The 25,944-nt window shown below is 69.6% G+C and carries 23 protein-coding genes; 19 read left to right on the top strand and 4 right to left on the bottom strand.

Annotation, left to right across the window (positions count from 1 at the left end; genetic code table 11):
- Positions 1–29: 29 nt before the first annotated feature.
- From ACAV_RS17635 to nudB, 10 genes are all read left to right on the top strand, one after another.
- Positions 30–1,055 carry a Tim44 domain-containing protein gene (locus ACAV_RS17635; protein WP_013595944.1) on the top strand — a complete coding sequence of 342 codons (1,026 nt, stop codon included), beginning with the start codon at positions 30–32 and terminating at the stop codon, positions 1,053–1,055.
- A 107-nt stretch (positions 1,056–1,162) separates the two neighbouring features.
- Positions 1,163–1,753, top strand: a complete 591-nt coding sequence (locus ACAV_RS17630; RefSeq protein WP_013595943.1) for a hypothetical protein — start codon at positions 1,163–1,165, stop codon at positions 1,751–1,753.
- A complete protein-coding gene (ubiB, locus tag ACAV_RS17625; RefSeq protein WP_013595942.1) occupies positions 1,750–3,318 on the top strand; it encodes a ubiquinone biosynthesis regulatory protein kinase UbiB in 1,569 nt (522 codons plus the stop codon). Before ACAV_RS17630 ends, ubiB begins: the two co-directional genes overlap by 4 nt.
- A gap of 69 nt (positions 3,319–3,387) precedes the next feature.
- A complete protein-coding gene (locus ACAV_RS17620) occupies positions 3,388–4,833 on the top strand; it encodes a high affinity choline transporter 1 (protein ID WP_013595941.1) in 1,446 nt (481 codons plus the stop codon).
- 104 nt (positions 4,834–4,937) lie between these two features.
- On the top strand, positions 4,938–5,255 hold the full coding sequence (locus ACAV_RS17615; protein ID WP_013595940.1) for an FmdB family zinc ribbon protein: 318 nt from the start codon (positions 4,938–4,940) through the stop codon (positions 5,253–5,255).
- Positions 5,256–5,265: 10 nt separating this feature from the next.
- Positions 5,266–5,886, top strand: coding sequence for a DUF502 domain-containing protein (locus ACAV_RS17610; protein WP_013595939.1), 621 nt, complete (start codon positions 5,266–5,268; stop codon positions 5,884–5,886).
- An 88-nt stretch (positions 5,887–5,974) separates the two neighbouring features.
- The gene (gene aspS / locus ACAV_RS17605; RefSeq protein WP_013595938.1) at positions 5,975–7,789 is read left to right on the top strand and encodes an aspartate--tRNA ligase; all 1,815 of its coding nucleotides are present in this window, start codon (positions 5,975–5,977) and stop codon (positions 7,787–7,789) included.
- 77 nt (positions 7,790–7,866) lie between these two features.
- On the top strand, positions 7,867–8,679 hold the full coding sequence (locus ACAV_RS17600) for a CsgG/HfaB family protein (RefSeq protein WP_013595937.1): 813 nt from the start codon (positions 7,867–7,869) through the stop codon (positions 8,677–8,679).
- Between the two features lie 135 nt (positions 8,680–8,814).
- A complete protein-coding gene (locus tag ACAV_RS17595; RefSeq protein WP_013595936.1) occupies positions 8,815–11,478 on the top strand; it encodes a chemotaxis protein CheW in 2,664 nt (887 codons plus the stop codon).
- Positions 11,478–12,002: a dihydroneopterin triphosphate diphosphatase gene (gene nudB, locus ACAV_RS17590; protein ID WP_013595935.1), complete on the top strand. Its 525-nt coding sequence runs from the start codon at positions 11,478–11,480 to the stop codon at positions 12,000–12,002. The genes ACAV_RS17595 and nudB overlap by 1 nt, the downstream gene beginning before the upstream one ends.
- A gap of 16 nt (positions 12,003–12,018) precedes the next feature.
- On the opposite strand, the gene ACAV_RS17585 is transcribed toward nudB, so the two are convergent.
- A complete protein-coding gene (locus ACAV_RS17585) occupies positions 12,019–13,761 on the bottom strand; it encodes a response regulator (protein WP_013595934.1) in 1,743 nt (580 codons plus the stop codon).
- Positions 13,762–13,880: 119 nt separating this feature from the next.
- On the opposite strand from ACAV_RS17585, the gene ACAV_RS17580 reads away from it, so the two are divergent.
- The 7 genes from ACAV_RS17580 to ACAV_RS17550 all read left to right on the top strand — a co-directional run bounded on the left by ACAV_RS17580 (position 13,881) and on the right by ACAV_RS17550 (position 19,439).
- Entirely contained in the window at positions 13,881–14,639 is a 759-nt protein-coding gene (locus ACAV_RS17580) for an endonuclease/exonuclease/phosphatase family protein (RefSeq protein WP_013595933.1), read from the top strand.
- Between the two features lie 56 nt (positions 14,640–14,695).
- A complete protein-coding gene (gene clsB / locus ACAV_RS17575) occupies positions 14,696–15,964 on the top strand; it encodes a cardiolipin synthase ClsB (RefSeq protein WP_174270304.1) in 1,269 nt (422 codons plus the stop codon).
- 123 nt (positions 15,965–16,087) lie between these two features.
- Entirely contained in the window at positions 16,088–16,813 is a 726-nt protein-coding gene (folE, locus tag ACAV_RS17570) for a GTP cyclohydrolase I (protein WP_013595931.1), read from the top strand.
- A gap of 1 nt (position 16,814) precedes the next feature.
- Positions 16,815–17,237, top strand: coding sequence for a BLUF domain-containing protein (locus ACAV_RS17565; RefSeq protein WP_013595930.1), 423 nt, complete (start codon positions 16,815–16,817; stop codon positions 17,235–17,237).
- Between the two features lie 81 nt (positions 17,238–17,318).
- On the top strand, positions 17,319–18,200 hold the full coding sequence (locus tag ACAV_RS17560) for an EamA family transporter (RefSeq protein WP_013595929.1): 882 nt from the start codon (positions 17,319–17,321) through the stop codon (positions 18,198–18,200).
- Positions 18,201–18,222: 22 nt separating this feature from the next.
- Entirely contained in the window at positions 18,223–19,095 is an 873-nt protein-coding gene (locus ACAV_RS17555) for a DUF429 domain-containing protein (protein WP_013595928.1), read from the top strand.
- Positions 19,096–19,193: 98 nt separating this feature from the next.
- Positions 19,194–19,439 carry a hypothetical protein gene (locus ACAV_RS17550; RefSeq protein ID WP_013595927.1) on the top strand — a complete coding sequence of 82 codons (246 nt, stop codon included), beginning with the start codon at positions 19,194–19,196 and terminating at the stop codon, positions 19,437–19,439.
- Between the two features lie 31 nt (positions 19,440–19,470).
- Here the strand turns inward: ACAV_RS17550 and xopQ are convergent, their stop codons facing one another.
- From xopQ to ACAV_RS17535, 3 genes are all read right to left on the bottom strand, one after another.
- Positions 19,471–20,889 carry a type III secretion system effector XopQ gene (gene xopQ / locus ACAV_RS17545; RefSeq protein ID WP_013595926.1) on the bottom strand — a complete coding sequence of 473 codons (1,419 nt, stop codon included), beginning with the start codon at positions 20,887–20,889 and terminating at the stop codon, positions 19,471–19,473.
- A 107-nt stretch (positions 20,890–20,996) separates the two neighbouring features.
- Positions 20,997–22,052 (bottom strand): LacI family DNA-binding transcriptional regulator, encoded by a 1,056-nt coding sequence (locus ACAV_RS17540; RefSeq protein WP_013595925.1) that lies wholly within the window; start codon positions 22,050–22,052, stop codon positions 20,997–20,999.
- 140 nt (positions 22,053–22,192) lie between these two features.
- Entirely contained in the window at positions 22,193–23,143 is a 951-nt protein-coding gene (locus ACAV_RS17535; protein ID WP_013595010.1) for an IS110 family transposase, read from the bottom strand.
- 232 nt (positions 23,144–23,375) lie between these two features.
- Here ACAV_RS17535 and ACAV_RS17530 point away from each other — a divergent pair, with 232 nt between their 5' ends.
- On the top strand, positions 23,376–24,365 hold the full coding sequence (locus ACAV_RS17530) for a Bug family tripartite tricarboxylate transporter substrate binding protein (RefSeq protein WP_013595924.1): 990 nt from the start codon (positions 23,376–23,378) through the stop codon (positions 24,363–24,365).
- 128 nt (positions 24,366–24,493) lie between these two features.
- Positions 24,494–25,849, top strand: coding sequence for a glucarate dehydratase (gudD, locus tag ACAV_RS17525; RefSeq protein WP_013595923.1), 1,356 nt, complete (start codon positions 24,494–24,496; stop codon positions 25,847–25,849).
- The last annotated feature ends 95 nt before the right edge of the window (positions 25,850–25,944 follow it).

Here is a 25,944-nt window from a genome sequence, read left to right as displayed (position 1 = left end):
TTCGGATAACTAAACCGAGTGGAGATGACATGATGAAATTCTGGTCTGTGGCTTTGGTGGCGATGCTCGCGGTGGTCCACCTGGACGCCGATGCGCGCCGCATGGGCGGCGGCAAGTCGGTCGGCAAGCAGTCGAGCAACGTGACGCAGCGCGAGGCCGCGACCCCGCCGGCCACGCCGGCGGCTCCCGCGCAGAACGCCGTGGGCAACAGCCCCGCCAACGCAGCCGCGGCCAAGCCTGCGGCGGCGCCGAACGCGGCGCCCGCTGCCGCTCCCAAGAAGCCGTGGGGCGCGATGCTGGGCGGCCTGGCCGCGGGCCTGGGCCTGGCATGGCTGGCGCACTCCCTCGGGCTGGGCGCGGCCTTCGGCAATTTCCTGCTGATCGCGCTGCTCGCGCTCGCGGCCTTCGCTGTGATCGGCATGGTCATGCGCTCGCGCAGGCCGGCTTCCGCGGCTGCCGCCGGCGGCGCGCCCTTCGCCTTCCAGGGCGCCGGCTCCGCGTCGCCCTCCGATGCGGCCGTGCCGCGCCAGTACAGCCCGCAGAACGTGGGCAACGATGCCTCCGCGCGCCCCTTCGAGCGCAGCGGCATGGCGTTCGACGCGTCCCGCGCCGCCGGCAGCGGCGTCGTGATCGGCTCCGCGCTCTCCGGTTCGCAGAACTGGGGTGTTCCGGCCGACTTCGACACGCAGGGCTTCCTGGATGCCGCCAAGCGCAACTTCGTGACGCTGCAGGCCGCCTGGGACCGCTCGGACATCGCCACGCTGCGCTCGATGATGACCGACAGCATGGTCGATGAAATCCGCTCGCAGCTCGGCGAGCGCGAATCCCTGCGCGGTGCCAGCCAGCCCAACCACACCGACGTGGTGATGCTGGAGGCGCAGCTGCTGGGCATCGAGGACCTGGGCGACGGCTACATGGCCAGCGTGGAGTTCTCCGGCATGATCCGCGAGGAGCCCTCCGCAGGCCCGAGCCCGTTCCGCGAGGTCTGGAACATGACCAAGCCCAAGAGCGGCACCAGCGGCTGGCTGGTGGCAGGCGTGCAGGCGCTGCAGTGAAACCGGCGGGGCCGGCCTGCCGCACGGCGGGCCGGGCTCCAATGGCACGGACCGTGTACGGGCAAGCTTTCTGGCGTCCGGGCGAGTTCGGGGAATAATCGGGGACTATGGCAGCACCACAGTCCCCTTTTTCGTTCCTGGAAGGCCTCTTCGAGCGCCTGGCCAGCGGCCCCCAGCCCCCGCAATGGCTGGTGCATGAGGTGCAGCACCGCCTGGTGCTGCTCGTCAACCACGTGCTCATGCAGGAACCCGAGGCCATGGAACGGCTCGTGCGCCAGAGCGGCAGCGTGGCGCGCGTGCAGTGGCGCATCTACTCCATGTCGCTGCGCGTGACGCCGGCCGGCCTGTTCGACCTGGCCGGCGAGGCGGCCGTGCCCGACCTGCGCATGGAAATCACCGATACCTCGCCGCTGTCGCTCGCGCAGGCGGCCCTGCGCGGCGACAAGCCGGCCATCCGCATCGAGGGCGACGTGCAGCTGGCGGCCGAGATCCAGTGGCTGGTGGACCATGTGCGCTGGGATCTCGAGGAAGACCTCTCGCGCCTGCTCGGCGACACGCCGGCGCATGCGATCTGCACGGCCGCGCGGCGTGCTGCGCAGGCGCTCAAGCAGTTCGTGGGCATGCGCATGGGAGGGCGTCCTCCGGCGGACGGCTCCGCCCAGGCGGCGGCCCCCGGTTCCGACCGCGGCGTTCCATGAGCCGGCTTTTCCGCGGCGCCACCATCGTCTGGGTGGTGCTGCGCTATGGACTGGATGAGCTGGTACTGACGAGCTTCCAGAAGCCCTGGCTGCGCCTGCTGGCGCGCATCGTCTCCTTCGGCCGCAAGCTGGACGCGCCGCGCGGGCAGCGCCTGCGCGAGGCCCTGGAACGGCTCGGGCCCATCTTCGTGAAGTTCGGGCAGGTGCTGTCCACGCGGCGCGACCTGCTGCCGCCGGACATCGCCAACGAACTGGCGCTGCTGCAGGACCGCGTCCCGCCCTTCGACCCGGACGTGGCCGTGGCCACCATCGAGCGCGCCTTCCGCCGCCCCGTGGGCGAGGTGTTCGTCTCGTTCGAGCGCGTGCCCGTGGCGAGCGCCTCCATCGCGCAGGTGCATTTCGCCGTCGTCCGCGACCGCCATGGCGTGGAGCGCGAGGTGGCCGTGAAGGTGCTGCGGCCCGGCATGCTGCCCGTGATCGACAATGACCTGGGGCTGATGCGCGCCATGGCCGGCTGGGTGGAGAGCCTGTCGGCCGATGGCAAGCGCCTGAAGCCCCGGCAGGTGGTGGCGGAGTTCGACAACTACCTGCACGACGAGCTGGACCTGATCCGCGAGGCCGCCAATGCCGCGCAGCTGCGCCGCAACATGGAGGGCCTGGGCCTGGTGCGCATCCCGGAGATCCTCTGGGACTTCTGCCACCCGGAAGTGCTGGTGATGGAGCGCATGAAGGGCGTGCCGATCAGCCAGATCGAGCGGCTGCGCGCGGCCGGGGTGGACATCCGCCAGCTGGCTCGCGACGGCGTCACCATCTTCTTCACGCAGGTCTTCCGCGACGGCTTCTTCCACGCGGACATGCACCCGGGCAACATCCAGGTGAGCCTGGAGCCGGGTTCGTTCGGCCGCTACATCTCGCTGGATTTCGGCATCGTCGGCTCGCTCACCGAGTTCGACAAGGAATACCTGGCGCAGAACTTCACCGCCTTCTTCCGCCGCGACTACAAGCGCGTGGCGGAGCTGCACGTGGAGAGCGGCTGGGTGCCGGCCGACACGCGCATCAACGAACTGGAGTCGGCCATCCGCGCCGTCTGCGAGCCGTATTTCGACCGCCCGCTCAAGGAAATCTCCCTGGGCATGGTGCTGATGCGGCTGTTCCAGACCTCGCGCCGCTTCCATGTGGAGATCCAGCCGCAGCTCGTGCTGCTGCAGAAAACGCTGCTCAACATCGAAGGCCTGGGCCGCCAGCTCGACCCGGAGCTGGACCTCTGGAGCACGGCCAAGCCGTTCCTCGAGAAGTGGATGCTCGACCAGATGGGGCCGCAGCGGCTCTGGCGCGAAGTGAAGGCCGAGTCGCCGCATTTCGCGAAGATGCTGCCCGAGCTGCCGCGCCTGCTGCACGACTACCTGCGCCACAAGCCGCACGACCACCGGCGCGAGATGCAGGAACTGCTCGCCGAGCAGCGCCGCACCAACCGGCTGCTGCAAGGCATCATCTACGGTGGCATGGGTTTTGTATTGGGGCTGCTGGCACTGCAGTTCCTGATCCGCATCCGGTTCTTCCACTAAGCCCCTGCAGCGCCGCCCGCGCATCCTCTCCACCCACAACCCTCACTTCGCGACATCGAGGAGCATGCCGTGCTGCTGACCCTGGTCATCGTCTATCTGCTGGTCACCATCGCCATCGGGCTGGTGGCGGCCAGGCGCGTCAAGAACACGGCGGATTTCGCCATCGCCGGGCGCCACCTGCCGCTCTACATGATCATCACCACCACCTTCGCGACCTGGTTCGGTTCGGAGACGGTGCTGGGCATTCCCGCCAAGTTCATCCAGGGCGGCCTGGGCAACGTGGTGGAAGATCCCTTCGGTGCCGGCTTCTGCCTGATCCTGGTGGGCATCTTCTTCGCCGCGAAGCTCTACCGCATGACGCTGCTCACGATCAGCGACTACTACCGCGAGCGCTACGGCCGGGCGGTGGAGATCATCTGCTCGCTCATCATCATGCTGAGCTACCTGGGCTGGGTCGCGGCGCAGGTGACGGCGCTGGGGCTGGTGTTCAACCTGCTCTCGGGCGGCGCCATCAGCATCCCCGCGGGCATGACGATCGGCGTGGTGTCCATCCTCGCCTACACGCTCTTCGGCGGCATGTGGTCGGTGGCGGTGACCGATTTCATCCAGATGATCATCCTGGTGGCGGGCCTGGCGATCATCGCCGTCTTCGCGGGCGAGATGGCGGGAGGGGCCGGCAAGGTGATCGACTTCGCCGCGGGCCGCGACCTGTTCCGCTTCCTGCCGGAGCCGAAATTCCACGACGTGGTGTTCTTCGTCGCGGCCGGCATCACCATGATGTTCGGTTCGATCCCGCAGCAGGACGTGTTCCAGCGCGTGATGTCCGCCAACAACCTGAAGGCCGCCACGCGCGGGCCCGTGATCGGCGGCATCTGCTACATCCTGTTCGCCTTCGTGCCCATGTTCCTCGTGGCCAGCGCGCTCATCATCATGCCGGCGGAGACGGCGGCGCTGCTGCAGGACGATCCGCAGAAGGTGCTCCCCACGCTGGTGCTCGAAAAGATGCCTTTCGTGATGCAGGTGCTCTTCTTTGGTGCGCTGCTGTCGGCGCTCAAGTCCACCGCCTCGGCCACGCTGCTGGCGCCCAGCGTCACGTTCACCGAGAACATCTGGCGCCAGTTCCGCCCCTCCGTGACCGACCGCGAGCACCTGCGCACCATGCGCATCAGCACCCTGGTGTTCAGCCTGCTGGTGCTGGCGTATTCGATCCGCATGCAGGGCACGTCCATCTACGAGCTGGTGTCCGGCGCCTACCAGGTGCCGCTGGTCGGCGCCTTCGTGCCGCTGGTGTTCGGCCTGTACTGGAAGCGTGCCACGACCCAGGGCGCGCTGTGTGCCATCGTGCTGGGCCTGGGCTTCTGGCTGGCGTTCATGGCGCTGCCCGTGGGCGAGGTGTTCCCGGCGCAGCTGGCCGGCCTGCTGGCCGCCGTCGCGGGCATGCTCGCCGGCTCGCTGGCACCCCAGTGGGTGGGCAATCGCCACGGATCCCACCACCGGGTGGCGGGAGCGGAGTGAGCCGCGCGGGCCGCGAAAAGAGGGCGGGCAGGGGTGGCGGAGCGCCTGCCTATAATTGAAGGTTTTGCAAACCCTCCTTCGCGCCTTCAATAGCACGGTAAAAAATGCCTATCTATGCCTATAAATGCGGCTCCTGTGGCCATGCCAAGGATGTGCTGCAGAAGATCTCCGATGCCCCGCTCACGGTCTGCCCCGCCTGTGGCGCCGAGACGTTCTCCAAGCAGGTCACGGCCGCCGGCTTCCAGCTCAAGGGCTCGGGCTGGTACGTGACCGATTTCCGCGGCGGCAGCGGCGGCGGCACCAGCGCCCCGGCTCCGGCCGCGGAAGGCGCCGCGGCGCCCGCTTCCGCCCCTGCGGCGGCACCTGCACCAGCGCCGGCGGCTTCCCCCGCGGCGCCTGCCGCACCCACTTCCAAGAGCTGAACGCCCCTCGATGTCCGCTTTGCGCAAATGGCTGTTCACGGGCCTGCTGGTGATCGTGCCCGGCGTGATCACCGCCTGGGTCCTGCACTGGATCATCAGCACGCTCGACCAGACGCTGCAGATCCTTCCCGAGAACTGGCAGCCCGACCGGCTGCTGGGCTTCCACATCCCCGGCTTCGGCGTGCTGCTCACGCTGGCCATCCTGCTCGCGGTCGGCGCGCTGGCCAGCAATTTCGCGGGCCGCAAGCTGGTGGAGTGGGGCGACCGGCTCGTGAGCCGCATCCCGGTGGTGCGCTCGATCTATTCGAGCGTCAAGCAGGTCTCGGACACGCTGTTCTCCGAAAGCGGCAACGCCTTCCGCACGGCGGTGCTCGTGCAGTGGCCGCGCGAGGGCGTCTGGACCGTCGCGTTCATCACCGGCACGCCCAGCGGCGAAGTGGCCGCCTACCTGCGTGACGGCTATGTCAGCGTCTATGTGCCGACGACGCCCAACCCGACCGGCGGCTATTTCGTGATCCTGCGCAAGAGCGACTGCGTCGAGCTCGACATGAGCGTGGATGCCGCGCTGAAGTACATCGTGTCGATGGGCGTGGTGGCTCCCCCGGACCTCACGCTCCCCGATTCCAAGTAACCCTTTACCTTTCGGCGCGTCCCGCACGGTCGCGCTCGATACCTCCCTCCAGTTTGGGCGCCCCTCGCGGGCGCAGGAAGAAGCACCCATGGCCATGCGTTCCCACTATTGCGGTCTCGTCACCGAAGCCCTGATGGGCCAAACCGTCACCCTCGCGGGCTGGGTGAACCGCCGCCGCGACCATGGCGGCGTGATCTTCATCGACCTGCGCGACCGCGAAGGCAACGTGCAGGTGGTGTGCGACCCCGACCGTGCCGACATGTTCAAGACGGCCGAAGGCGTGCGCAACGAGTTCTGCGTGCAGATCAAGGGCCTGGTGCGCGCGCGCCCCGAGGGCACGACCAACGACAACCTGAAGAGCGGCAAGATCGAGGTGCTGTGTCACGAGCTGAACGTGCTGAACCCCTCGGTGACGCCTCCGTTCCAGATGGACGACGAGAACCTGTCGGAGACCACGCGCCTCACGCACCGCGTGCTCGACCTGCGCCGCCCCTACATGCAGCGCAACCTGATGCTGCGCTACAAGACGGCGATCCAGGTGCGCAACTTCCTGGACAAGGAAGGCTTCATCGACATCGAGACGCCCATGCTGGGCAAGAGCACGCCCGAAGGCGCGCGCGACTACCTGGTGCCCAGCCGCGTGCACGACGGCCAGTTCTTCGCGCTGCCGCAGTCGCCGCAGCTCTACAAGCAGATGCTGATGGTGGCCGGCTATGACCGCTACTACCAGATCACCAAGTGCTTCCGCGACGAGGACCTGCGGGCCGACCGCCAGCCCGAGTTCACGCAGATCGACTGCGAGACCTCGTTCCTGGGCGAGGAAGAGATCCGCGCGATCTTCCAGCGCATGGTGACCGAGGTGTTCAAGACCCAGCTGGACGTGGACCTGGGCGAGTTCCCGATCATGACGTACCAGGATGCGGCGTTCCGCTTCGGCTCCGACAAGCCCGACCTGCGCGTGAAGCTCGAGTTCACCGAACTCACCGATGTCATGAAGGACGTGGACTTCAAGGTGTTCTCGGGCGCGGCCAACATGCAGGGCGGCCGGGTGGTGGCCCTGCGCGTGCCCGGCGGCGCGCGCGAAGAGGGCGGTCTCTCGCGCGGCGAGATCGATGCCTACACCGAGTTCGTGAAGATCTACGGCGCCAAGGGCCTGGCCTACATCAAGGTCAACGACCTGGCCAAGGGCCGCGACGGCCTGCAATCGCCGATCGTGAAGAACATCCACGACGCGGCCATCGCCGAGATCCTGAAGCGCACCGGCGCGCAGAGCGGCGACCTGCTGTTCTTCGGCGCCGACAAGCTGAAGGTGGTCAACGACGCGATCGGCGCGCTGCGCCTGAAGATCGGCCACAGCGAATTCGGCAAGAAGAACGGCCTGTTCGAGAACGTCTGGGCACCCCTCTGGGTGGTGGATTTCCCGATGTTCGAGTACGACGAGGACGACGCGCGCTGGGTGGCCGTGCACCACCCCTTCACGGCGCCCAAGGACGGCCATGAAGACCTGATGGACACGGACCCGGGCCGCTGCATCGCCAAGGCCTATGACATGGTGCTGAACGGCTGGGAGCTGGGTGGCGGCTCGGTGCGGATCCACCGCGCCGAGGTGCAGAGCAAGGTGTTCGCGGCCCTCAAGCTCACGCCCGAGGACGCCCGCGCCAAGTTCGGCTACCTGCTCGACGCGCTGCAGTACGGCGCGCCCCCGCACGGCGGCCTCGCCTTCGGCCTGGACCGCCTCATCACGCTGATGACCGGTGCCGAGTCGATCCGCGACGTGATCGCCTTCCCCAAGACGCAGCGCGCGCAGGACCTGCTCACGCAGGCGCCGAGCCCGGTGGACGAGAAGCAGCTGCGCGAGCTGCACATCCGCCTGCGCAACCCGGACGCCGCCAAGGCCGCCTGACCGGAGGCCGGCAACGGTTTCCAATCCATGGCAGGGGCCTCGCGGCTTCTGCCATTTTTTTTTGCGAGGAACCTGTCATGCGGAATTTCGCGAAGGGTGCCGCGGCCCTGGCGGCGGTATTGGCCCTGGCGGCCTGCGGCGAGAAGAAGACGGAACTGGGCGAGGGTGGTTCGGTGGTGAGCGGTTCGGCCGGCCCCCAGGGCGCGCGCAACGCGGCGCACGAGCTGGTGCGCTGCGACGCACCGGTCGCCACGCTGGCGCTGGCCGAGAACCCGAACGGCTACGTGATGGGCTCGGCCTACCAGCTGCCGGCGTCGCCCGTGCCGCTGGTCAAGCTGCTGGCCCAGCAGAGCGGATGCTTCCGCGTGGTGGACCGCTCCGCCGGCCTGCGCGGAACGGTGCAGGAGCAGGACCTGCGCGAGGCGGGCGTGCTGCGCAAGGACACCACGGTGCACAAGGGCCGGGGCTACGAGGCGCAGTACACGCTGACCCCGAGCGTCACCTTCAGCGAGCAGGACGCCGGGCGGGGCCTGGGAGGCATCCTCGCCATGATCCCCGGGCTGCGCGACATGGCCGGCCTCATCGGCCTCGCGGAACAGGTGAAGTTCAAGGAGGCCCAGACGGCCCTGCTGCTGTCGGACAACGAGACGACGGAGCAGGTGGCCGCCGCCACGGGGGCCGCCCGCACCACCGACCTGGGCGTGGGCGGCCTGATGCTGGGCCGCCTGGGCGGGGGCGCCGGAGCCGGCTGGAGCAATACCAACGAGGGCAAGGTGATCGCCGCGGCATTCCTCGACGCGCACAACCAGCTCGTGGCGCAGGTGCGCGCGCTGCAGGCGAAGGAATTGCCGCCGGCGGTGCCCGTGCGCAAGGCCCCGGAAGGCGGCTGAAGGGGGCGCTGCTCCGGGCAGGGCCGCGCCCTGGGCGATCAGGGTTCACGAGAACCCGGCAGGTGTGATATTTGCTTAAAGTGACAAAACCTTTCCATATCCCGCATTTTTCAAAGGAAAGGTGGAGTCCGCAACGTGTCCACTTCGCCCATCGCATCCCCGGAAGAATGGCTGCGCTACATGCCCGCCGCGCAGCAACAGCAACAGGAGCTCAGGCTCGTCGAAAGTGCGTGGGACCATCTCTCGCTGCTGTCGTCGCTCTCGCTTTTGTCCACCAAGGCTTCTTCGGGCAGCGACCTGGCACGCGCGCGCCATGACTTCGCCGCGCTTTCCGGGGAGCTCATGCGCGGGCTGGCCGGGGAAGCGCTGCGCAACCGCCTGGACGACCTGGCGAACCGCGCGCAGATCTGCATCGACGTGCTGGTGCGCAACCTGTTCGAACGGACCGCGGACATCGGCTTCCTGGCGCTGGACGGTCCGCTGTCCAGGTACCTCGACGAGGGGCTCCATGGCCCGGCCGAGCGCGCGGCCATCGAGTCCCGCCTGAAGGCGTACGCCGGCAAGTACACCGTGTACGGCAACATCTTTCTCTTCGATGCGCAGTGCCGCCCTTGTGCCTGCCTGAACGGGGACCTGCCCGCGACCGGCGTTGCGCTGCACGAGCGCGACCAGCAGTTCCTGCGCGAGGTGCTGGGCAGCGATGCCGCCTACGTGGAGCACCACGCCGTGCACGGGTTCACCGGCCGGAGCATGCCCACCCTCGTCTATGCGCACCGCGTCGTCCGCGAAGGGCGCACCGTGGGTGTGCTGTGCCTGGAGTTCCGCCTGGCGGATGAGATGCCCGCGATCTTCGCGTCCCTTCGCGATACCGGCGAGGGCGAGCCGTCCGGTATCGATGCGGTGCTGGCCATGGTGGACGGCGAGGGCCGGGTGCTGGCATCCGGCGATCCGCTGCAATTGCCGGTGGACTGGCGCATTCCCGAGGCGGGGAGCGGTGCGCCCGACGCCGGGCAGGTGGTGCGCCACATGGGGCGCCGGTACCTGCTGGCGGTCCGCCGGACACAGGGCTTCCAGGGCTACGCCGGTCCGGGCTGGCGCGGCGTGGCCATGCTGCCGCTGGACGGTGCCTTCGAGGAGCGCGCGAAGGTTTCGGATGGCCGCGCGCACCTGGCTGGCCGCTCGGACCTGCTGTCGGAGGAACTGCGCGGCATTCCGCTGCGGTCGGCCGCCATCCAGTCCGCCCTCGAGCGTTCGGTGTGGAACGGGTTGCTCGAACTGAACCAGCTCGGCGTCGGGGAATCCGGCGGCGAAGCGGCGGCGGCCCGGGAGGTGGTTTTTGCGCGCACCCTGCTCTCGGAGATCGGCGCCACCGCGCGCAAGACCGCCCGGGCCTTCGCCGCGGCACTCGAGGGCCTGTACGGCGTGGTGACCCAGTCGCAGTTGCGGGATGCGCAGAGCCGTGCGTCCCTGGCCATGCAGATCCTGGACCGCAACCTGTACGAGCGCGCGAACGACTGCCGCTGGTGGGCGCTCACGCCCCGGTTCGCGCAGACGCTGGCGGAGGGGGCCGTGCGTTGCGAAGCCTCTGCCGCGGTGCTGGCTGAAATCAATGCGCTCTACACGGTCTATGCGTGCCTCGTGCTGTTCGACCGGTCGGGCCGGGTGGTCGCGGTGTCGCGGCCGGACCGCGCCCACCACGTGGGAATGGTCCTCGACGAACCCTGGGTGGCACGCTGCCTGCGGCTGTCCTCTGAGCAGGCCTACACCGTGAGCGACTACGTGGAAAGCCGCTTCCATCCGGGCTCGCCCACGTTCGTCTATGCGGCGGCGGTGCGTTCGGGGGAGGATGCCGCTGCGCTGGGTGGCGTGGCCGTCGTGTGGGATGCCGCCCAGCAACTCGACTCCATCCTGGCCGACTGCGCCGCCGGCCTGGGCGAGCAGGACCTGCTGGCTTTCGTCGATGCCGCTGGCACCCTGGCGCGGGCCGGCCGTACCGGCGCTACGGGTGCGCAAGAGGCTGTGACCGTGGCACTGGACGCGCTGCGGGTGGCGCCCGGCGAGCGCATGGTGTCGCTCGGCGGCGGCGTGTACGGCGTGGGTGTCGCCCAGGGCCATGGCTACCGCGAATTCCGCGCGCAGGACGGCTACCAGCACGGCCTGCGCTGCATCGCGCTGCGCCGCCTGTGCGCCAGCGATGATTCCGCTGGCGGCGGTGGGAGGAGCGTGCCGGTGCCAGTGGCATCCGCGCCGCGCCGGGAGGCTGGCAGCGAACTGCAACTGGCCACCTTCCTGGTCGGCGAGCACTGGTTCGGGATCGGTTCGGCCCATGTGGCTGCTGCCGCGCAGGATGTCCCCGTGCTGCAGGCCGGGCGCGCCCGGACCCCGTTCCTGGGGTTGGCCCAGATCGGGGAGCGGGTATGCCCCGTGGTGGACATGCACTCGCTCGTGGCGGACCAGCGCGGACGGGCGGGGCGGACGGGCCTGCCGCCCGGTGCGCACCAGTTGATCGTCCTGCGGATCGGCCTGGACGACGGGCGCACGGGTGAATTCGCGCTGCGGGTGGATGGGCTCGGCCCCATGCTGGACATGGATGCGCGGCAATTGCAGCCCGTGGCGTGGCCGTCGGCCGCCGGGCAGGCGCCCCTGATCGACGCGGTGCTCTCGGTGCCCCTCGATGGGGGTTCTGCGGGCAAGCGCATGCTGTGCCGCATCGGCGCCCCGTGGCTGCGCCAGTGCGCCGCCGGCGCGCTGGGGCCGGAGCCGCCGCTGGACCTGGCGGCGGTCGTGGCAGGCGGCTGATGCACCGGCAACCCGTGCCTCCGCAGGCACCTCCGGCCAGCGGCGCTGCGGGCTACAAGATTCCCGAGTCGGTGCTGGTGGTGATCCATACGCCCTCGCTCGAGGTGCTGATGATCCGCCGCGCGGGCGGTGGCGAGCCGCACTGGCAGTCCGTCACGGGCAGCAAGGACTGGCCGGAGGAAGCCTTCGAGGCTGCGGCGGTCCGGGAGGTGTTCGAGGAGACCGGCATCGACGCGCGCGCGCCGGGGCATGTGCTGACGGACTGGTTCCTGGAAAACGAGTACGACATCTGGCCGCAGTGGCTGCACCGCTATGCACCGGGCGTGGTGCGCAATCGCGAGCGGCTGTTCGGGCTGTGCGTGCCCGCGGGCACGCCGGTCGTGCTGAGCCCGCGGGAACACGATGCCTGGCAGTGGCTGCCCTGGCGCCAGGCCGCGCTGGCCTGCTTCTCGCCATCGAATGCCGAGGCCTGCCTGTGGCTGCCCCGGTTCGCGGAGCGCGCCGCTCGGGGCCCCGCCGGGTGAGCGTTGGGCCGGGCGCTCAGACCGGGCGCAGGCGCAGCATGTCGGCGGCATCCTCGTCCGCGCCGGCCTCCTGGGCTGGCGGGGAGGTGCCGCCCCTGGCCGCTGCGGGGGCAGGGGCCCGGCCGCCGCGCAGCACCAGTTCGCCGGGCTTGCGCTCCGTTCCCTGGCCGAGCATGGCCCGGGCCGGGGCATGGCCGCAGCGTGCGCGCAGTGCGTCGATGCGCTCCTGGCGATCGGAGGCCACGGCCGCTTCCAGCCGGGCGGAGTAGCGCGTGAGCACCTGCTGCGCCAGGTCCAGCAGCTTGGTGTTCAGCGTGGATTCCGCATGCACGAGGAGCTGGTCCACCGCACCCGCGGGATCGCCGCCCAGGCTGCGGGCAATGGCTTCCTCGGCCGCCCGGTTCACCCGGGGCAGGCAGGCCCGCAAGGCTTCCGCATACTCCGGGCAGAGGCTGCCCGCGCGTGCCAGCAGCTCGCACAGGCTGCGCGTGTTGGAGTAGCGCATGCCCAGCGATTCGATCCATCCGGGCGCGTCCGGCAGGTCGATGGAGGTGCGCGTCAGCACGGCCAGCAGCCCCACCAGGTTGCATGCGGCCTCGAAGTCGAAATCCGGGGCCGTGGCCTCCGCCGCCATCGCGCGCACGCCGGCCACGGCCTGTGCGAACTGCCGCTGCAGGATCAGCTGCAGGGCGCGGACCACGTTCTCGAAGCGCAGCAGACGCTGGCTGGCCGGATGGCGCTCGCGGATGCGCGCGAAATCCGCCATGCAGCGCTCCAGCCCCTTGCGGTCGGTCGTGTCGAAGTAATTGAACGCGAGCAGCACCACCGACTGGTAGTCGAAGAGCTTGGAGTCCAGGCCGAGTACCGCGGCGCGGGAGAGCATCCTGGTGGCGGTATCGTGGTCGCCGAGGTAATAGGCCATCATGCCCAGCTTCTGCAGCCGCACGATGGAATCGGGCGTGAGCTGCGCCGCGGTGCGGTAGGTGCCGAGCGCTTCCTCGAACTGGCCCATCTCGACCTGCGCGCGTCCGAGGACATCGTAGGCGTCGGCGAACGACGCGTCGTCGCTGATGATGCCCTGCAGGGTGTTGACCGCGCGCGGCGCCTGGCCGGCCTCGATCTGCGAGCGTGCCACGCCCAGCTTGGCCCAGGGCAGGGCGCGTGCCTCGATCACGGCCTCGAACAGCGTGCGGGCCTCGTCGTGCCGGCCCAGCCGCAGCAGCAGTTCGCTGCCGATGCGCGCCGCATAGAGCCAATAGGGCTGGCGTGTCTCGAAGCGCTGCACGCAGAGCTTTGCCGCGCCTTCGAAGTCTTCTTCGCCGATGGCGTCGAAGATGGGCCTGAGATGGTTCTTGCGCAGCCGCGCGAGCGACAGCCGTTCGAAGAGGGCACTGGGCGTGAACGGCTTGAGCAGGTAGCCGTCGAGGGCGGATTCGGCCGCTTCGGCCACCGCTGCGTAAGACGCCTCGGCCGTCACCATGAAGAAGACCGTGGAAAAAGGCAGCATCTGTGCGCGGCGCAGGTCGTCGAGCAGCGTCTGCCCCGACTGCCCTGCCTCCGCGAAGTACTGCTCGCACAGCACGTAGTCGAACATGTTGTGCTCCAGGCGCGCACGCGCGTCCTGCACCCTGCTGCACTGCACCACGCGCGCGATGCCGTATTCCCGCAGCTGCGCCACGAGGATGCTGCGCGACGTGGCATTGCCATCGATGACCAGGGCCTGCGATTCGGCGAGGTGGACGGCTTTGGCGCTGGACATGGAAGGCCGCGGCGCGGCGAGGGAGGAGTGGGAGAGGCGAAACGCCAGTGTAGGGCCTGGAGGCCGGGAACGGGAGAGGGAAAGTGCGGGACCCCGGGCGGCTGCGCCACAATCGCGCCATGGAACCATGGGACGTCTCCGACGGCGCCGGCATCCTCCGGATCGCCACCTACAACATCCACAAGGGCGTGCAGGGCCTGGGACCCGCCCGCAGGCTCGAGATCCACAACCTCGGCCACGCGGTCGAACAGCTGGACGCCGACATCGTCTGCCTGCAGGAGGTGCGCAAGGTGCACCGGCGCGGTGCGCAGCATTTCCCGCGCTGGCCCGAGCTTCCCCAGGCCGAATTCCTCGCCCCGGAGGGCTACGAGGCGGTATACCGCACCAATGCGTTCACGCGCCACGGCGAGCACGGCAACGCGCTGCTCACGCGCTGGCCCGTGATCGGCCACCAGCACGAGGACATGTCGGACCACCGTTTCGAGCAGCGGGGGCTGCTGCATGTGGAGGTCGAGGTGCAGGGCCGCCGCGTGCACGCCATCGTCGTCCACCTGGGCCTGATCCCGGGCAGCCGGGTGCGGCAGGTGGCGCAGCTGCAGCGTTTCGTCGCGCGGGAGGTGCCGGACGGCGCACCGCTGCTCGTGGCGGGCGATTTCAACGACTGGGGCCAGCAGGTCAAGCACGCGCTGGCGGCCTTCGGCCTGCGCGAATACGAAGGGGAGCCGCGCGCGCTGACCTATCCCGCGCGCCTGCCGCTGGTGCAGCTGGACCATGTGTACGTGCGCGGCATGGAGCCCATGGGCCTGCACGTGCCGCGCGGGCGCATCTGGTGGCGCATGTCCGACCACCTGCCGCTGATCGCGGAATTCCGGCTGTGACGCCGCCGGCCCCGCGTTCCGCCGCGCCGGCGGCCAACCCCGCGCCGCGGCGCGGCGTGCCGCGCTTCACCCTGCACCGGCGCCGCGCGGCACCGGCGGCCTTGTCCGGCGGGCACCGCGTGGCGCTGCTGCAGGGCTCGGCGGAGCTGTTCTCCGCGCTGGTGGCCGACATGGATGCGGCGCTCTCGGACATCCAGTTCGAGACCTACATCTTCGACTGCACCGGCTCCGGAGCCGACATCGCGGAGGCGCTGATCCGCGCGGCCCGCCGGGGCGTGCGCGTGCATCTCGTGGTGGACGGGGTGGGCACGGGCCGCCTGTGCTCGCCGTGGCCCGAGCGCTTCGAGGAGGCCGGCGTGCGCATGCAGGTGTACTCGCCGCTGGGCCCGCTGGGCCTGCTGCTGCCCAGGCGCTGGCGGCGGCTGCACCGCAAGCTGTGCGTAGTGGACGGCTGCGTGCTGTACTGCGGCGGCATCAATGTGCTGGATGACCTGCACGACCCCAACCATGGCGCGCTGGAGTCGCCGCGCTTCGATTTCGCCGTGCGGGTGGAGGGCCGCCTCGTGGAGGAGGCCGGCGAAGCCATGGAACAGGTCTGGTGGCGCCTGCAGGCCACGCGCGACGCGCGGCAGCGCCGGCTGGCCGACCTGATGTGCGATCTGCGCGCCGCCGCGCAGGCGCGCCAGGCGGAGCGCCTGGCCCGGGAAGCTGCGCCCGGCGGGGCCGCGGCGGCACACGGGCTGCGGGCCGGGCTGCTGCTGCGCGACAACCTGCGCAACCGCAGCCGCATCGAGCGCGCCTACCGCCGCGCGATCGGCAATGCGCGCCACGAAGTCATCATCGCCAACGCCTACTTCCTGCCGGGGCGCAAGCTGCGGCACGCGCTCGTGCTGGCCGCGCGCCGCGGCGTGCGCGTGCGGCTGCTGCTGCAGGGGCGCTACGAATATTTCATGCAGTACCACGCGGCACGCCCGGTCTATGGCGCGCTGCTGGCGGCCGGGGTGGAGATCCACGAGTACGCGCCGAGCTTCCTGCATGCCAAGGTGGCGGTGATCGACGCGCAGGGCGAGCACCCCTGGGCGACCGTCGGTTCGTCCAACCTCGATCCGCTGTCCATGCTGCTGGCGCGCGAGGCGAACGTGGTGGTGGAGGACGCGGGATTCGCGCGGGCGCTGCGGGCGCGGCTGGTGGACGCCATGGAGCACGCCGGCCGGCAGCTGGACCCGCAGGCCTACGGGGCGCGACCCTGGGGCCAGCGGCTGCGCGACCGGGTGGCGTTCGCGCTCATGCGCCTGGCCCTGTGGGTGACCGGCAGCCGCTACTGAGGCTGCCTTCCCCAAACGTTCTTTTGCTATTGATTTGGTAGCTTGGTGTGGCCGTCCCGCGCCGCCGGAGGCGGTGAAACCCTTGTCGAGCCGAGGTGGCGCATCGCTGGTACCATCGCTTGCATGTTCACACACCTCGCCGACGATCCGGACAGCGCGCCCCCGCCCGAAGGCGCGCCTGTCTCGGCCAAGATCCGTGAGCGCCTGCTCGCGGCCCGCAAGCGGTTCCATGCCAATGACAACATCGCCGACTTCCTGGAGCCCGGCGAACTCGAGCAATTGCTCGACGAGGTCGAGGCCAAGATGCAGGGCGTGCTCGACAGCATGGTCATCGACACGGCCGGCGACCACAACACCCAGGACACCGCCCGGCGCGTGGCGAAGATGTACCTGGGCGAGGTGTTCCGGGGCCGTTACGTCAAGCAGCCCGCGATCACCGAATTCCCCAATGCCGAGCACCTGAACGAGCTCATGATCGTCGGGCCGATCACCGTGCGCAGCGCCTGCAGCCACCATTTCTGCCCCGTGATCGGCAAGCTGTGGATCGGCGTGCTGCCCAACGAGCACACGAACGTCATCGGCCTGTCGAAGTACGCGCGCCTGGTGGACTGGGTCATGGGGCGCCCGCAGATCCAGGAGGAGGCCGTGGTGCAGCTGGCCGACCTCATCATGGAAAAGACCCAGCCCGACGGCCTCGCGATCGTGATGGAGGCCAGCCACTTCTGCATGTCCTGGCGGGGCGTGCGCGAGATGGACAGCAAAATGCTGAACTCGGTGATGCGCGGCGTCTTCCTGAAGGACGCTGCGCTGCGCCGGGAATTCCTCTCGCTCATCCCCGGAAGGACCTGACATGCTCGTACGCCTGCTCTATGCGAGCCGCGCGGTGGACACCTCCAGCGCGGCCATCGAAGACATACTGGCCCAGTCGCGCCAGCACAACCCGGGCAGCGGCATCACCGGGGTGCTGTGCTATGGCGGCGGCGTGTTCCTGCAGGCCATCGAGGGCGGCCGCTCCGCCGTGAACGAACTCTACGGCCACATCCTGCGCGACCCCCGCCACAAGGACGTCGAGCTCCTGCACTTCGAGGAGATCGAGGAGCGCCGCTTCGGCGGCTGGACCATGGGCCAGGTGAACCTCGGCCGCATCAACCATTCGACCCTGCTGAAGTATTCCGAGAAGCCGGAGCTGGATCCGTACCTGGTGTCCGGCCGGGTCTCCCTGGCGCTGCTGGAAGAGCTCATGGCCACGGCGTCGGTCATCGGCCGCGCCTGACGCGGCCCGCCTGCAGCCCACGGTTGCCGGGCGCTTTCCGATCCGCCATTCCGCTATTGCCCTGCCGCTGCGGGGCTCCGCATGCCCTTTTCCGCCTTCGCACTCATCCTGCTGGCCGGCCTCATCCACGCAGGCTGGAACATCGTCGCCAAGAAGGCGGGGGGTGATGCGCGCTTCGCCTTTTTCACCTCGGTGGTGATGATGGTCGTGTGGGCCCCGGTCGGCATATGGCTGGGCCGGGAGGCCGTGCCGCTCTGGGGCGCCGTGGAATGGGGCTTCGTGGCTGCGAGCGGACTGCTGCACGTCGCCTACTACGTGATCCTGCTGCGTGGCTACCGCAAGGCGGACCTCACCGTGGTGTACCCCGTGGCGCGGGGATCGGGGCCGCTGCTGTCCTCCTTCGTGGCCATCGCCTTCCTGGGCGAGCACATCAGCGCGCTGGGCCTGGCCGGCATCGCAGGCGTGGTGGGCGGGGTGTTCCTCATCGCCGGCGGACCGGCGCTGCTGCGGGCATCGCACGATCCCGCCGCGCGCGCCCGGGTGCACAAGGGCATCGCCTACGGGCTGCTCACGGGCGCCTTCATCGCGAGCTACACCGTGGTGGACGGCTATGCGGTCAAGATGCTGCTGATGTCGCCCATCCTCGTGGACTACATGGGCAACTTCGTGCGGGTGGCACTGCTGGCTCCGGTCGTGCTGCGCGACGTGCCCACGGCGCGCCGGCTGTGGCGCGCCCAGTGGCGCTTCGCCGTCGCCGTGGCGGTGGTGAGCCCGGTGGCCTACGTCCTGGTGCTCTATGCGATGCAGGAGGCGCCCATGTCGCACGTCGCGCCGGCCCGCGAGGTGTCGATGCTGTTCGCGGCCCTCATCGGCGGCCACCTGCTCGGAGAAGGCGACCGCGCGGCCCGCCTGGCGGGCGCCGTGCTCATCGCGGCCGGCGTGGTGGCGCTGGCGCTGGGGTAGGGCCTTTCACAAGCCCTGGACCATGGCGGCACCGGCACTCCCTCCTGCTCCCGGCCCCGGGCCGTTGCTGCTCGGCTGCGACTTCTCCAGCAGCCCGAGCCGGCGCAAGCCCATCGTGCTCGCGGTCGGCCGCGAACGCGGTGGCCGGGTGGCGCTGTCGGGGCTGGAGCGGTTCGAGACGCTGGAGTCCTTCGGTCGCTGGCTGGCAGCTCCCGGTGCCTGGGTGGGCGGCTTCGACCTGCCGTTCGGCCTGCCGCGCGGGCTGCTGGAGGCTCTTGGCTGGCCCGTGGACTGGGCCGGCAGCATGGCCCACTACCGCAGCCTCACCCGGCCGCAGATCCGCGAAACGTTCGCGGCTTTCTGCGCCGCGCGTCCCGTGGGCGCGAAGTTCGCCCACCGGGCCACTGACGGGCCGGCCGGCTCCAGCACCTCGATGAAATGGGTGAACCCGCCCGTGGCCTACATGCTGCACGCGGGGCTGCCGCTGCTGATCGACGCCGGTGTCCACCTGCCCGGGCTGCAGGCGGGCGATCCGGCGCGCGTGGCGCTGGAGGCCTATCCCGGCCTGCTGGCGCGCGAGATCCTCGGACGGCGCAGTTACAAGAGCGACGAGGCGGCGAAGCAGACCACCGAGCGCTTCATCGCCCGCAAGGACCTGATCGCGGGCCTGGAATCGGGCGCCACCCGCCTCGGCCTGCGGCTGGCGCTCACGCATGCGCAGCGGGACGCTCTGGCCGGCGACGCGAGCGGCGACAGCCTGGATGCCGTGCTGTGCCTCGTGCAGGCCGCCTGGGCGGCGCAGCGCCATGCCCGGGGCGACCCGCTCTACGGCCTGCCTGCAGGCCTGGACCCGGTCGAGGGATGGATCGTGACCGCGCCGTTTCCCGGCAGCTGATCGCGCACGCCGAATTCCCTGCTTTGCGCCAGCTTCACGCGGGCGCCTCACAATGCAGCCAGGATCGCCGCGGACATCGGCGGCGAAAGGAGTTCCGCATGCTCGACAAGGCCACGGCAATAACGACGCCAGGGCGCCGCGCCGCCTGCGCCGCACTGGCAGCGCTGTGCTGCATGGCCGCGCACGCCGGCCCGGCCGCCTGGTACTACTGGCGCAGCAAGGTGGATGGCCAGCGCGTCTGCGCGCAGGTGTCCCCGGGCCCGGGCTGGGAGCGCGACAGCGAACCCTACGAAGGCCCGGGATGCACGGCGCCGCGCAAGGTGTTCGTGATCCCGATGCGTTGATCCCTGGCTCCGCCCGCCGCAGCAGGCCCTGTCAGCCAGCCAGGGCGGTCTTGGCGAGGGCGGACATCAGGTTTCTGGCGTCCGTGGGTGCGGCCACCTGCCCGGCCCCGATGACTTCCACCACCCCCGTACCCCGCGTTGGCACGGTGGCCGGGCGGAACAACATGCCTGCGGGCCCCTCGGTGGCGGCCAGCAGCGTGAGCGGGTCGTAGAGGTTCAGCCGGCTGATGCTCTCCCACACCGCGTCGAAGGAAGCCTCGGCGGATGTCCGCCACGCCTCGAAGGCCTGCGCGCCTTGCCCGGGGCGCGCGACGAAGGTGTCATAGAACCACCGCTTGTCGAGCCGGGCAATCTGGCCTTCCACGATGCCTCGCCACAGATGCCTGAGTGCGTCACGCTGGATGTCCATCAGGTAGCTGCCCACCGGGTGGCCGGTCTTGCCCAGCGCTTCGTAGAGCTCCGGCGGCACTGCCGCTTGGTAGGCGGCCTCCTTGCTGACGATGCGCAGGGGAATGCCGTATTCCTGGGCCGTGCGGTAGAACGCGCGCGCGGCGGCCTGGTCGGTGTGGTTGTTGTAGGCGCGCTCGTCGGGCTGCACCCATCCTTCGGCGTCCGGGGCGTGTTCGATGCCGCCCATGATGACGATGCGTTCCACCTTCTCCCTGACGAGCGCGGGGTGCTGTTGCAGCAGGGCATTGGCATCGGTCATTCCGGCGATTGCCACCAGCGTGGCCCTGCCTTCCAGGCGTGCCAGGCTGCCGCCGATGTCCTGTCCCGCTTGCGCCCCCAGGCGCTCTTGCGGAGCGCGCAACGGCTCTCCGCGCCGCAGGAAGACACCATGGTCTGCCGATCTGCGGCCGATGTCGTAATCGCCGCCTGCCGATACGGCGACCGCGGGCATGCCGAGGGCATCGAATACCCCCTTGGCGAACCGCGCGCGCTCCTTCCTGACTTCGGCGGGGCCGAGGGTGGTCACGACATGGTGGATCCTCGCCAGCCCCATGTCCTGCAAGGGCTTCCCGATGACGAAGGACACCGCGTCGTCCGGATCCTTGTTGGGATCGCTGAACAGAATGCAGTTCTGCGGCCGCGCGGGGCGGTATTGCCTGAGCCGCTCTAGGACCGCGGCTTCCGCTGCGGACAGGGGCGGCGGTGTCCGCGCCGGGCGCGGGCTTTCCGACCGGGTCCACAGCGCCGCGAACAGCAGTGCGGACCAGAGCGCTGCCGTCGGCGCCTGCCGGGGTGCGCGCAGCCCTGCGCGGGGTGGTGGACGGCCCAGGCCCGGCCCCCGGATGCCGCGCAGTTCTGCCAGCGGTCCTGCTGCATCGCGGCGGGACGAGCGGCGGCTCGAGGAAGCAGGAGCCGTGCCGATGTCGCCGCCAGGCACGGGGGACGCGGCCCGGGCGGGTTCGGCGCGGCCGGTAGGGAATGATGGAGGAATGGATGTCATCGTTCCATCCTGCGCGAACGCCGGCAATTGCCGGATGGAAGAGCGCAGGGCCTTGCAGTACCGCGAAGCGCAACACGACCTGCGTGCCCGCGCCTGCGTGCATCGCGTCAAACGCTCTCGCGCTCCACGATCGAGAACCCGATGTCCACGCGGGGTTCCGGCACGGCGCTACCCTCCGCCCGGTCGGCAATGAAGGACGCGGCGATCCGGCCGATGCGCGTGCCGTCGATGCGCACGGTGGTCAGGCTGGGCGCCAGGGTGGCGGCGAACTCGATGTCGCCGAAACCCACGACGGCCAGGTCCCGCGGCACCGCGATGCCGCGCTCGCGGGCCTCCGTGAGCACGCCCAGCGCCAGCATGTCGGAGCTGCAGAACACGGCGTCGATGTCGGGGACTTCCTCCCGCAGCGCAGCCAATGCATCGCGCCCCTGGGCATGCGACGTGGGGGCGGGCACCCACCTCAGGACCGGCTCCTGCAGGCCCAGTTGCCGGGCGGCCTCGGAAAACCCCCGCTGGCGCCGCGCGGCGCGTTCGTCGTCACCGCTGACGAGCGCCAGCCGGCGCCGCCCGCGGCCATGCAGGTAGCGGCACACCGCCTCGCCCAGCCGCTCGTGCGACAGCCCCACGAGCATGTCGATGGGCGTGGGCGTGGTGTCCCAGGTTTCCACCACGGGAATGCCCGAAGCGAGCAGCAGGCGCCGTCCCTCGGGGGAATGCATCACCCCCGTGAGCACGATGCCGTCCGGCCGCCGCCCGACGATGGCGCGCAGCAGTTCGTCCTCGCGCGACGCCGCGTAGCCCACCTCGCCGAATACGACCTGGAAGCCGCGCGCATGCAGCGCATCGGTGAGCGACTGGATCATTTCCCCGAACAGCTGGCCCCGGATGGTGGGTACCAGGGCCATGACAAGGTGACTGCGTGCAGAGCGCAGGCCGCCCGCCAGCAGGTTGGGTACGTAGCCCAGGGCGGACACGGCTTCCTCCACGCGGGCGCGGGTGGCCTCGCTGACCTGCCGCGGCGTCTTCAGCACGCGGGAGACCGTGATCATCGACACCCCGGCACGGTCGGCCACTTCCCGCAGGGTGACGGTGGCGCGCGGAGCCGGCCCTGGGCGGGCGGCCGGACCGGGGGGGAGGGGAGGGGAATCGGGGGGGAGGGCCATCTGGCGAGTCTAGGGTGTGCTGCCCAGCGTGAGGTCGCCGGATGGCGGATCCATCCACCCACGATGCAGGGTTTACCCTCTGCATTTGGCGAATGTTAACGTTAACATTCGCAAAACAGCAACCATCTTGAATGACTAGCTCAAAGACGCTCAGCAAAGTCATCGCGCCAGGGCGACCTGGTGCGAGCGATCGCGTTCAGGATGACCAGCAGCTTGTGCATGCATGCCACGAGGGCGACCTTCTTGGCTTTGCCCGCGGCCAGCAGCTTGGCGTAGAACACCTTGAGGACGGGGTTGAAGCGCGTGCCGACCAAGGCTGCGACGTAGAGCACGCGCCGCACGTCGGCGCGGCCACCGAAGATGTGGCGCTGGCCCCTGAGCGTGCCCGAGTCTCGGTTCATGGGCGCCAGACCGACCAGGGCCGTGATCTGCTTGCGATTGAGCTGGCCGAGTTCGGGAAGTTGCGCCAGCAGCGTGCAGGCGGTCGTCGGCCCCACGCCCTTGACCGAGGTCAGCAGTTTGGCCAGGTCGGCGTGGTGAGTCTGGACATGCGCCTTGAGCTCGTCATCGACATCGTGCAATTGCGCCGCGATGGCATCCATGATCGCCAGGATGCTGGGCTTGGCCTTGCGGTGGGCCACGCCCAGGCGCTGGCGCTCGGACACCAGCATGGTCAGCAGTTGCCTGCGGCGCACCACCAGGGCCGTGAGCTCGCGGCGCTCGTCGTCGGCCAGGGCACGAGGCTGGTGGCCTTGCGCATCGAGCATCGAGGCAAAGCTGCGCAGAGCTTGCGCGTCGATGCGGTCGGTCTTGGCCAGCTTGCCCACGCAGCGCGCGAAGTCGCGTGCCTGGCGAGGGTTGACCACCGACACGCGCAAGCCCGCGCCCGCCAAGGCCAGCGCGAGGTCTTGCTCATAGCCGCCGGTGGCCTCCATCAGGATGAGCCTGGGCGCCAGCGGTGCGAGCCATTGGCACAGCTGGGCATGGCCGGCTTCGTCGTTGGCCAGATTGAGCGTCTGCAGTTCGCCCGTGACAGCCACTTCGAAGCTGTTCTTGGCGATATCGATGCCCACGTAGACGAGTTCACTCATAGCGGTTCTCCAACTCCCAGCCTTACGAATACGAAATGTGTTCGGTCAACCATTCGGGATGCGGCAGAACAAAGGGACCACCACCGTGCGCCCTGGGCTGTCATTCGAGCTCGCGCTCGCAGGAGACACAGGCTGCGCGGCGGTGAGTCAACCCGTTCAATGGCCAAGGCCGGCCGGCCTGCCTTGACGACTGAAGTTTGAACCAACTGAGACATATAAGGAGACAAAAGCCATGCCCGCCACCCGATTCCGCCGGTGCCTCTGCGCCGCCCTTTCGCTGTCCGCCATGCTCTGCACGGCGACGCCCGCCCTGGCGCAGGGCGCCTGGCCCGACAAGCCGGTCACCATCATCGTGCCCTTCCCTGCGGGCGGCTCCACCGACATGGTGGCGCGCGCCATGGCCCAGTACATGGGAGACAAGCTGGGCCAGAACTTCGTGGTGGACAACCGGCCCGGCGCGACCGGCACCATTGGCGCCGGCTTCGTGAAGCGCTCGGCCCCCGACGGCTACACCCTGCTGGTGTCCTCCCTGGGCGCTTTCGTCGTCACGCCGCACCTGCAGAAAAACGTGCCCTACGACGCCACCAGAGATTTCGACTACATCACCGTGCCGGTGCAGGCACCGAACGTGCTCGTGGCCAACGTGGCGCAGAAGGCCCGCACGGTGCCGGAGGTGATCGCCCAGCTCAAGGCCCAGCCCGGCAAGGTGAGCTTCGCGAGTTCCGGCAACGGCTCTTCCGACCACCTTGCCGCCGAGGTGTTCTGGCAGCAGACCGGCACGCAGGGCCTGCATATCCCCTACAAGGGTGGTGCGCCGGCCATCAACGACCTGCTGGGCAACCAGGTGGATTTCTCGTTCCAGAACGTGAACGCCGTGCTGCCGCACATCCGCGCGGGCAAGCTGCATGCCATCGCCGTCACCGGCAGCAAGCGTTCGCCCGTGCTGCCCGACGTTCCCACGCTGGCCGAGGCCGGGGTGGCGGGTGCCGAGGTGTATTCCTGGCAGGGCATGGCCGCGCCCAAGGGCCTGCCCACCGCCGTGAAAGACAAGCTCGCCGCCGCCGCCATCGCGTCGATGAAGGACCCCGCCGTGCGCAAGCGCATGGAAGAACAGGGCCTGGAAATCGTGGCGAGCACGCCGGCCGAGTTCACGGCTTTCCAGGCCCGCGAATGGACCCGCTGGAAGCAACTCATCGAAACGCGCAAGATCACCTCGGACTAGTGAACAGCACCTCCCTGAGCGGCTGCGCCGCTGGCGTGGCCTGCTCCGCGGCCATCGGACGGTTACAGGGCGCGCGTTGGACACCGCACCAGCGGGCCGCCATACCCACTTTCCTTTTCTCATTCACCATGACACCTTCCGACAACCTCCAGGCCCCGGGCGCCACGCCCGTCATCACCGACCTGCGCGTCGTGCCCGTGGCCGGCCACGACAGCATGCTGCTGAACCTGAGCGGCGCACACGGCCCCTTCTTCACGCGCAACCTGCTGATCCTGCGCGATAGCGCCGGCCGCACCGGCGTGGGCGAAGTGCCGGGCGGCGAGAAGATCCGGCAGACGCTGGAGGACGCGCGTGCGCTGATCGTGGGCCAGGGCGTGGGCAACCACCGCGCGGTGCTGAACGCGATGCGCGCGCGCTTCGCCGACCGCGACAGCGGTGGCCGCGGCCTGCAGACCTTCGACCTGCGCGTGACGATCCACGCGCTCACCGCCGTGGAGTCGTGCTTCCTCGACCTGCTGGGCCAGCACCTGGGCGTGCCCGTGGCCGCCCTGCTGGGCGACGGCCAGCAGCGCGCGGCCGTGCAGGTGCTGGGTTATCTGTTCTACGTGGGCGACCGCCGCAAGACCGACCTGGCCTACCGCGACGAATCCGGTGCGCATGACGACTGGTTCCGCCTGCGCAATGAAGAAGCGCTCACGCCCGAGGCCATCGTGCGCCTGGCCGAGGCCACGCATGCGCGCTACGGCTTCGCCGACTTCAAGCTCAAGGGCGGCGTGCTGCGCGGCGAGGACGAGGTGGAGGCGATCCGTGCGCTGCATGAGCGCTTCCCGCAGGCACGTGTCACGCTCGACCCCAACGGCGGCTGGCTGCTGAAGGATGCCGTGCGCCTCACGCGCGACCTGCACGGCGTCATGGCCTATGCCGAAGACCCGTGCGGCGCCGAGGGCGTGTATTCCGGCCGCGAAGTGATGGCCGAGTTCCGCCGCGCGACCGGCCTGCCCACGGCCACCAACATGGTCGCCACCGACTGGCGCGAGATGTCGCACAGCCTGTCGCTGCAGTCGGTGGACATTCCGCTCGCCGACCCGCACTTCTGGACCATGGCCGGATCGGTGCGCGTCGCCCAGGTGTGCGAGGCCTTCGGCCTGACCTGGGGCTCGCACTCCAACAACCATTTCGACGTGTCGCTCGCCATGTTCACCCACGTGGCGGCCGCCGCGCCCGGCAAGGTCACAGCCATCGACACCCACTGGATCTGGCAGGACGGACAGCATCTCACGCGTGCGCCGTACCCAATCGAAGACGGGCAGATCCAGGTGCCGCAGCGCCCCGGCCTGGGCCTGGAGCTGGACATGGATGCGGTGGAGGCCGCGCACCGGCTCTACCTGCAGCATGGCCTGGGTGCACGCGACGATGCGGTCGCCATGCAGTATCTGGTGCCGGGCTGGCGCTTCGACAACAAGCGGCCCTGCATGGTGCGCTGAAGGGCAGGGCACTGCCCGGCGGTTCGGGCGGATGCCCTACAGCCGCGTGCGGCAGAGCGCGGTAGGGTCTTCAGGTGGGCCGCCTTCCGGCGACG

This window comes from Paracidovorax avenae ATCC 19860, assembly GCF_000176855.2.
GTDB classification, from domain to species: Bacteria; Pseudomonadota; Gammaproteobacteria; order Burkholderiales; family Burkholderiaceae_C; genus Paracidovorax; species Paracidovorax avenae.
The sequence above is the reverse complement of the archived record's forward strand: the minus strand, read 5'-3'. Positions and strand labels throughout refer to the sequence as shown.

Excerpts from the sequence above, each read along its gene's own strand:
- ACAV_RS17635 (WP_013595944.1), top strand. The coding sequence starts at position 30 with ATGATGAAATTCTGGTCTGTGGCTTTGGTGGCGATGCTCGCGGTGGTC.
- ACAV_RS17630 (WP_013595943.1), top strand. The coding sequence starts at position 1,163 with ATGGCAGCACCACAGTCCCCTTTTTCGTTCCTGGAAGGCCTCTTCGAG.
- ubiB (WP_013595942.1), top strand. The coding sequence starts at position 1,750 with ATGAGCCGGCTTTTCCGCGGCGCCACCATCGTCTGGGTGGTGCTGCGC.
- ACAV_RS17615 (WP_013595940.1), top strand. The coding sequence starts at position 4,938 with ATGCCTATCTATGCCTATAAATGCGGCTCCTGTGGCCATGCCAAGGAT.
- ACAV_RS17610 (WP_013595939.1), top strand. The coding sequence starts at position 5,266 with ATGTCCGCTTTGCGCAAATGGCTGTTCACGGGCCTGCTGGTGATCGTG.
- aspS (WP_013595938.1), top strand. The coding sequence starts at position 5,975 with ATGGCCATGCGTTCCCACTATTGCGGTCTCGTCACCGAAGCCCTGATG.
- ACAV_RS17600 (WP_013595937.1), top strand. The coding sequence starts at position 7,867 with ATGCGGAATTTCGCGAAGGGTGCCGCGGCCCTGGCGGCGGTATTGGCC.
- nudB (WP_013595935.1), top strand. The coding sequence starts at position 11,478 with ATGCACCGGCAACCCGTGCCTCCGCAGGCACCTCCGGCCAGCGGCGCT.
- ACAV_RS17585 (WP_013595934.1), bottom strand. The coding sequence starts at position 13,761 with ATGTCCAGCGCCAAAGCCGTCCACCTCGCCGAATCGCAGGCCCTGGTC.
- ACAV_RS17580 (WP_013595933.1), top strand. The coding sequence starts at position 13,881 with ATGGAACCATGGGACGTCTCCGACGGCGCCGGCATCCTCCGGATCGCC.
- folE (WP_013595931.1), top strand. The coding sequence starts at position 16,088 with ATGTTCACACACCTCGCCGACGATCCGGACAGCGCGCCCCCGCCCGAA.
- ACAV_RS17565 (WP_013595930.1), top strand. The coding sequence starts at position 16,815 with ATGCTCGTACGCCTGCTCTATGCGAGCCGCGCGGTGGACACCTCCAGC.
- ACAV_RS17560 (WP_013595929.1), top strand. The coding sequence starts at position 17,319 with ATGCCCTTTTCCGCCTTCGCACTCATCCTGCTGGCCGGCCTCATCCAC.
- ACAV_RS17555 (WP_013595928.1), top strand. The coding sequence starts at position 18,223 with ATGGCGGCACCGGCACTCCCTCCTGCTCCCGGCCCCGGGCCGTTGCTG.
- ACAV_RS17550 (WP_013595927.1), top strand. The coding sequence starts at position 19,194 with ATGCTCGACAAGGCCACGGCAATAACGACGCCAGGGCGCCGCGCCGCC.
- xopQ (WP_013595926.1), bottom strand. The coding sequence starts at position 20,889 with ATGACATCCATTCCTCCATCATTCCCTACCGGCCGCGCCGAACCCGCC.
- ACAV_RS17540 (WP_013595925.1), bottom strand. The coding sequence starts at position 22,052 with ATGGCCCTCCCCCCCGATTCCCCTCCCCTCCCCCCCGGTCCGGCCGCC.
- ACAV_RS17535 (WP_013595010.1), bottom strand. The coding sequence starts at position 23,143 with ATGAGTGAACTCGTCTACGTGGGCATCGATATCGCCAAGAACAGCTTC.
- ACAV_RS17530 (WP_013595924.1), top strand. The coding sequence starts at position 23,376 with ATGCCCGCCACCCGATTCCGCCGGTGCCTCTGCGCCGCCCTTTCGCTG.
- gudD (WP_013595923.1), top strand. The coding sequence starts at position 24,494 with ATGACACCTTCCGACAACCTCCAGGCCCCGGGCGCCACGCCCGTCATC.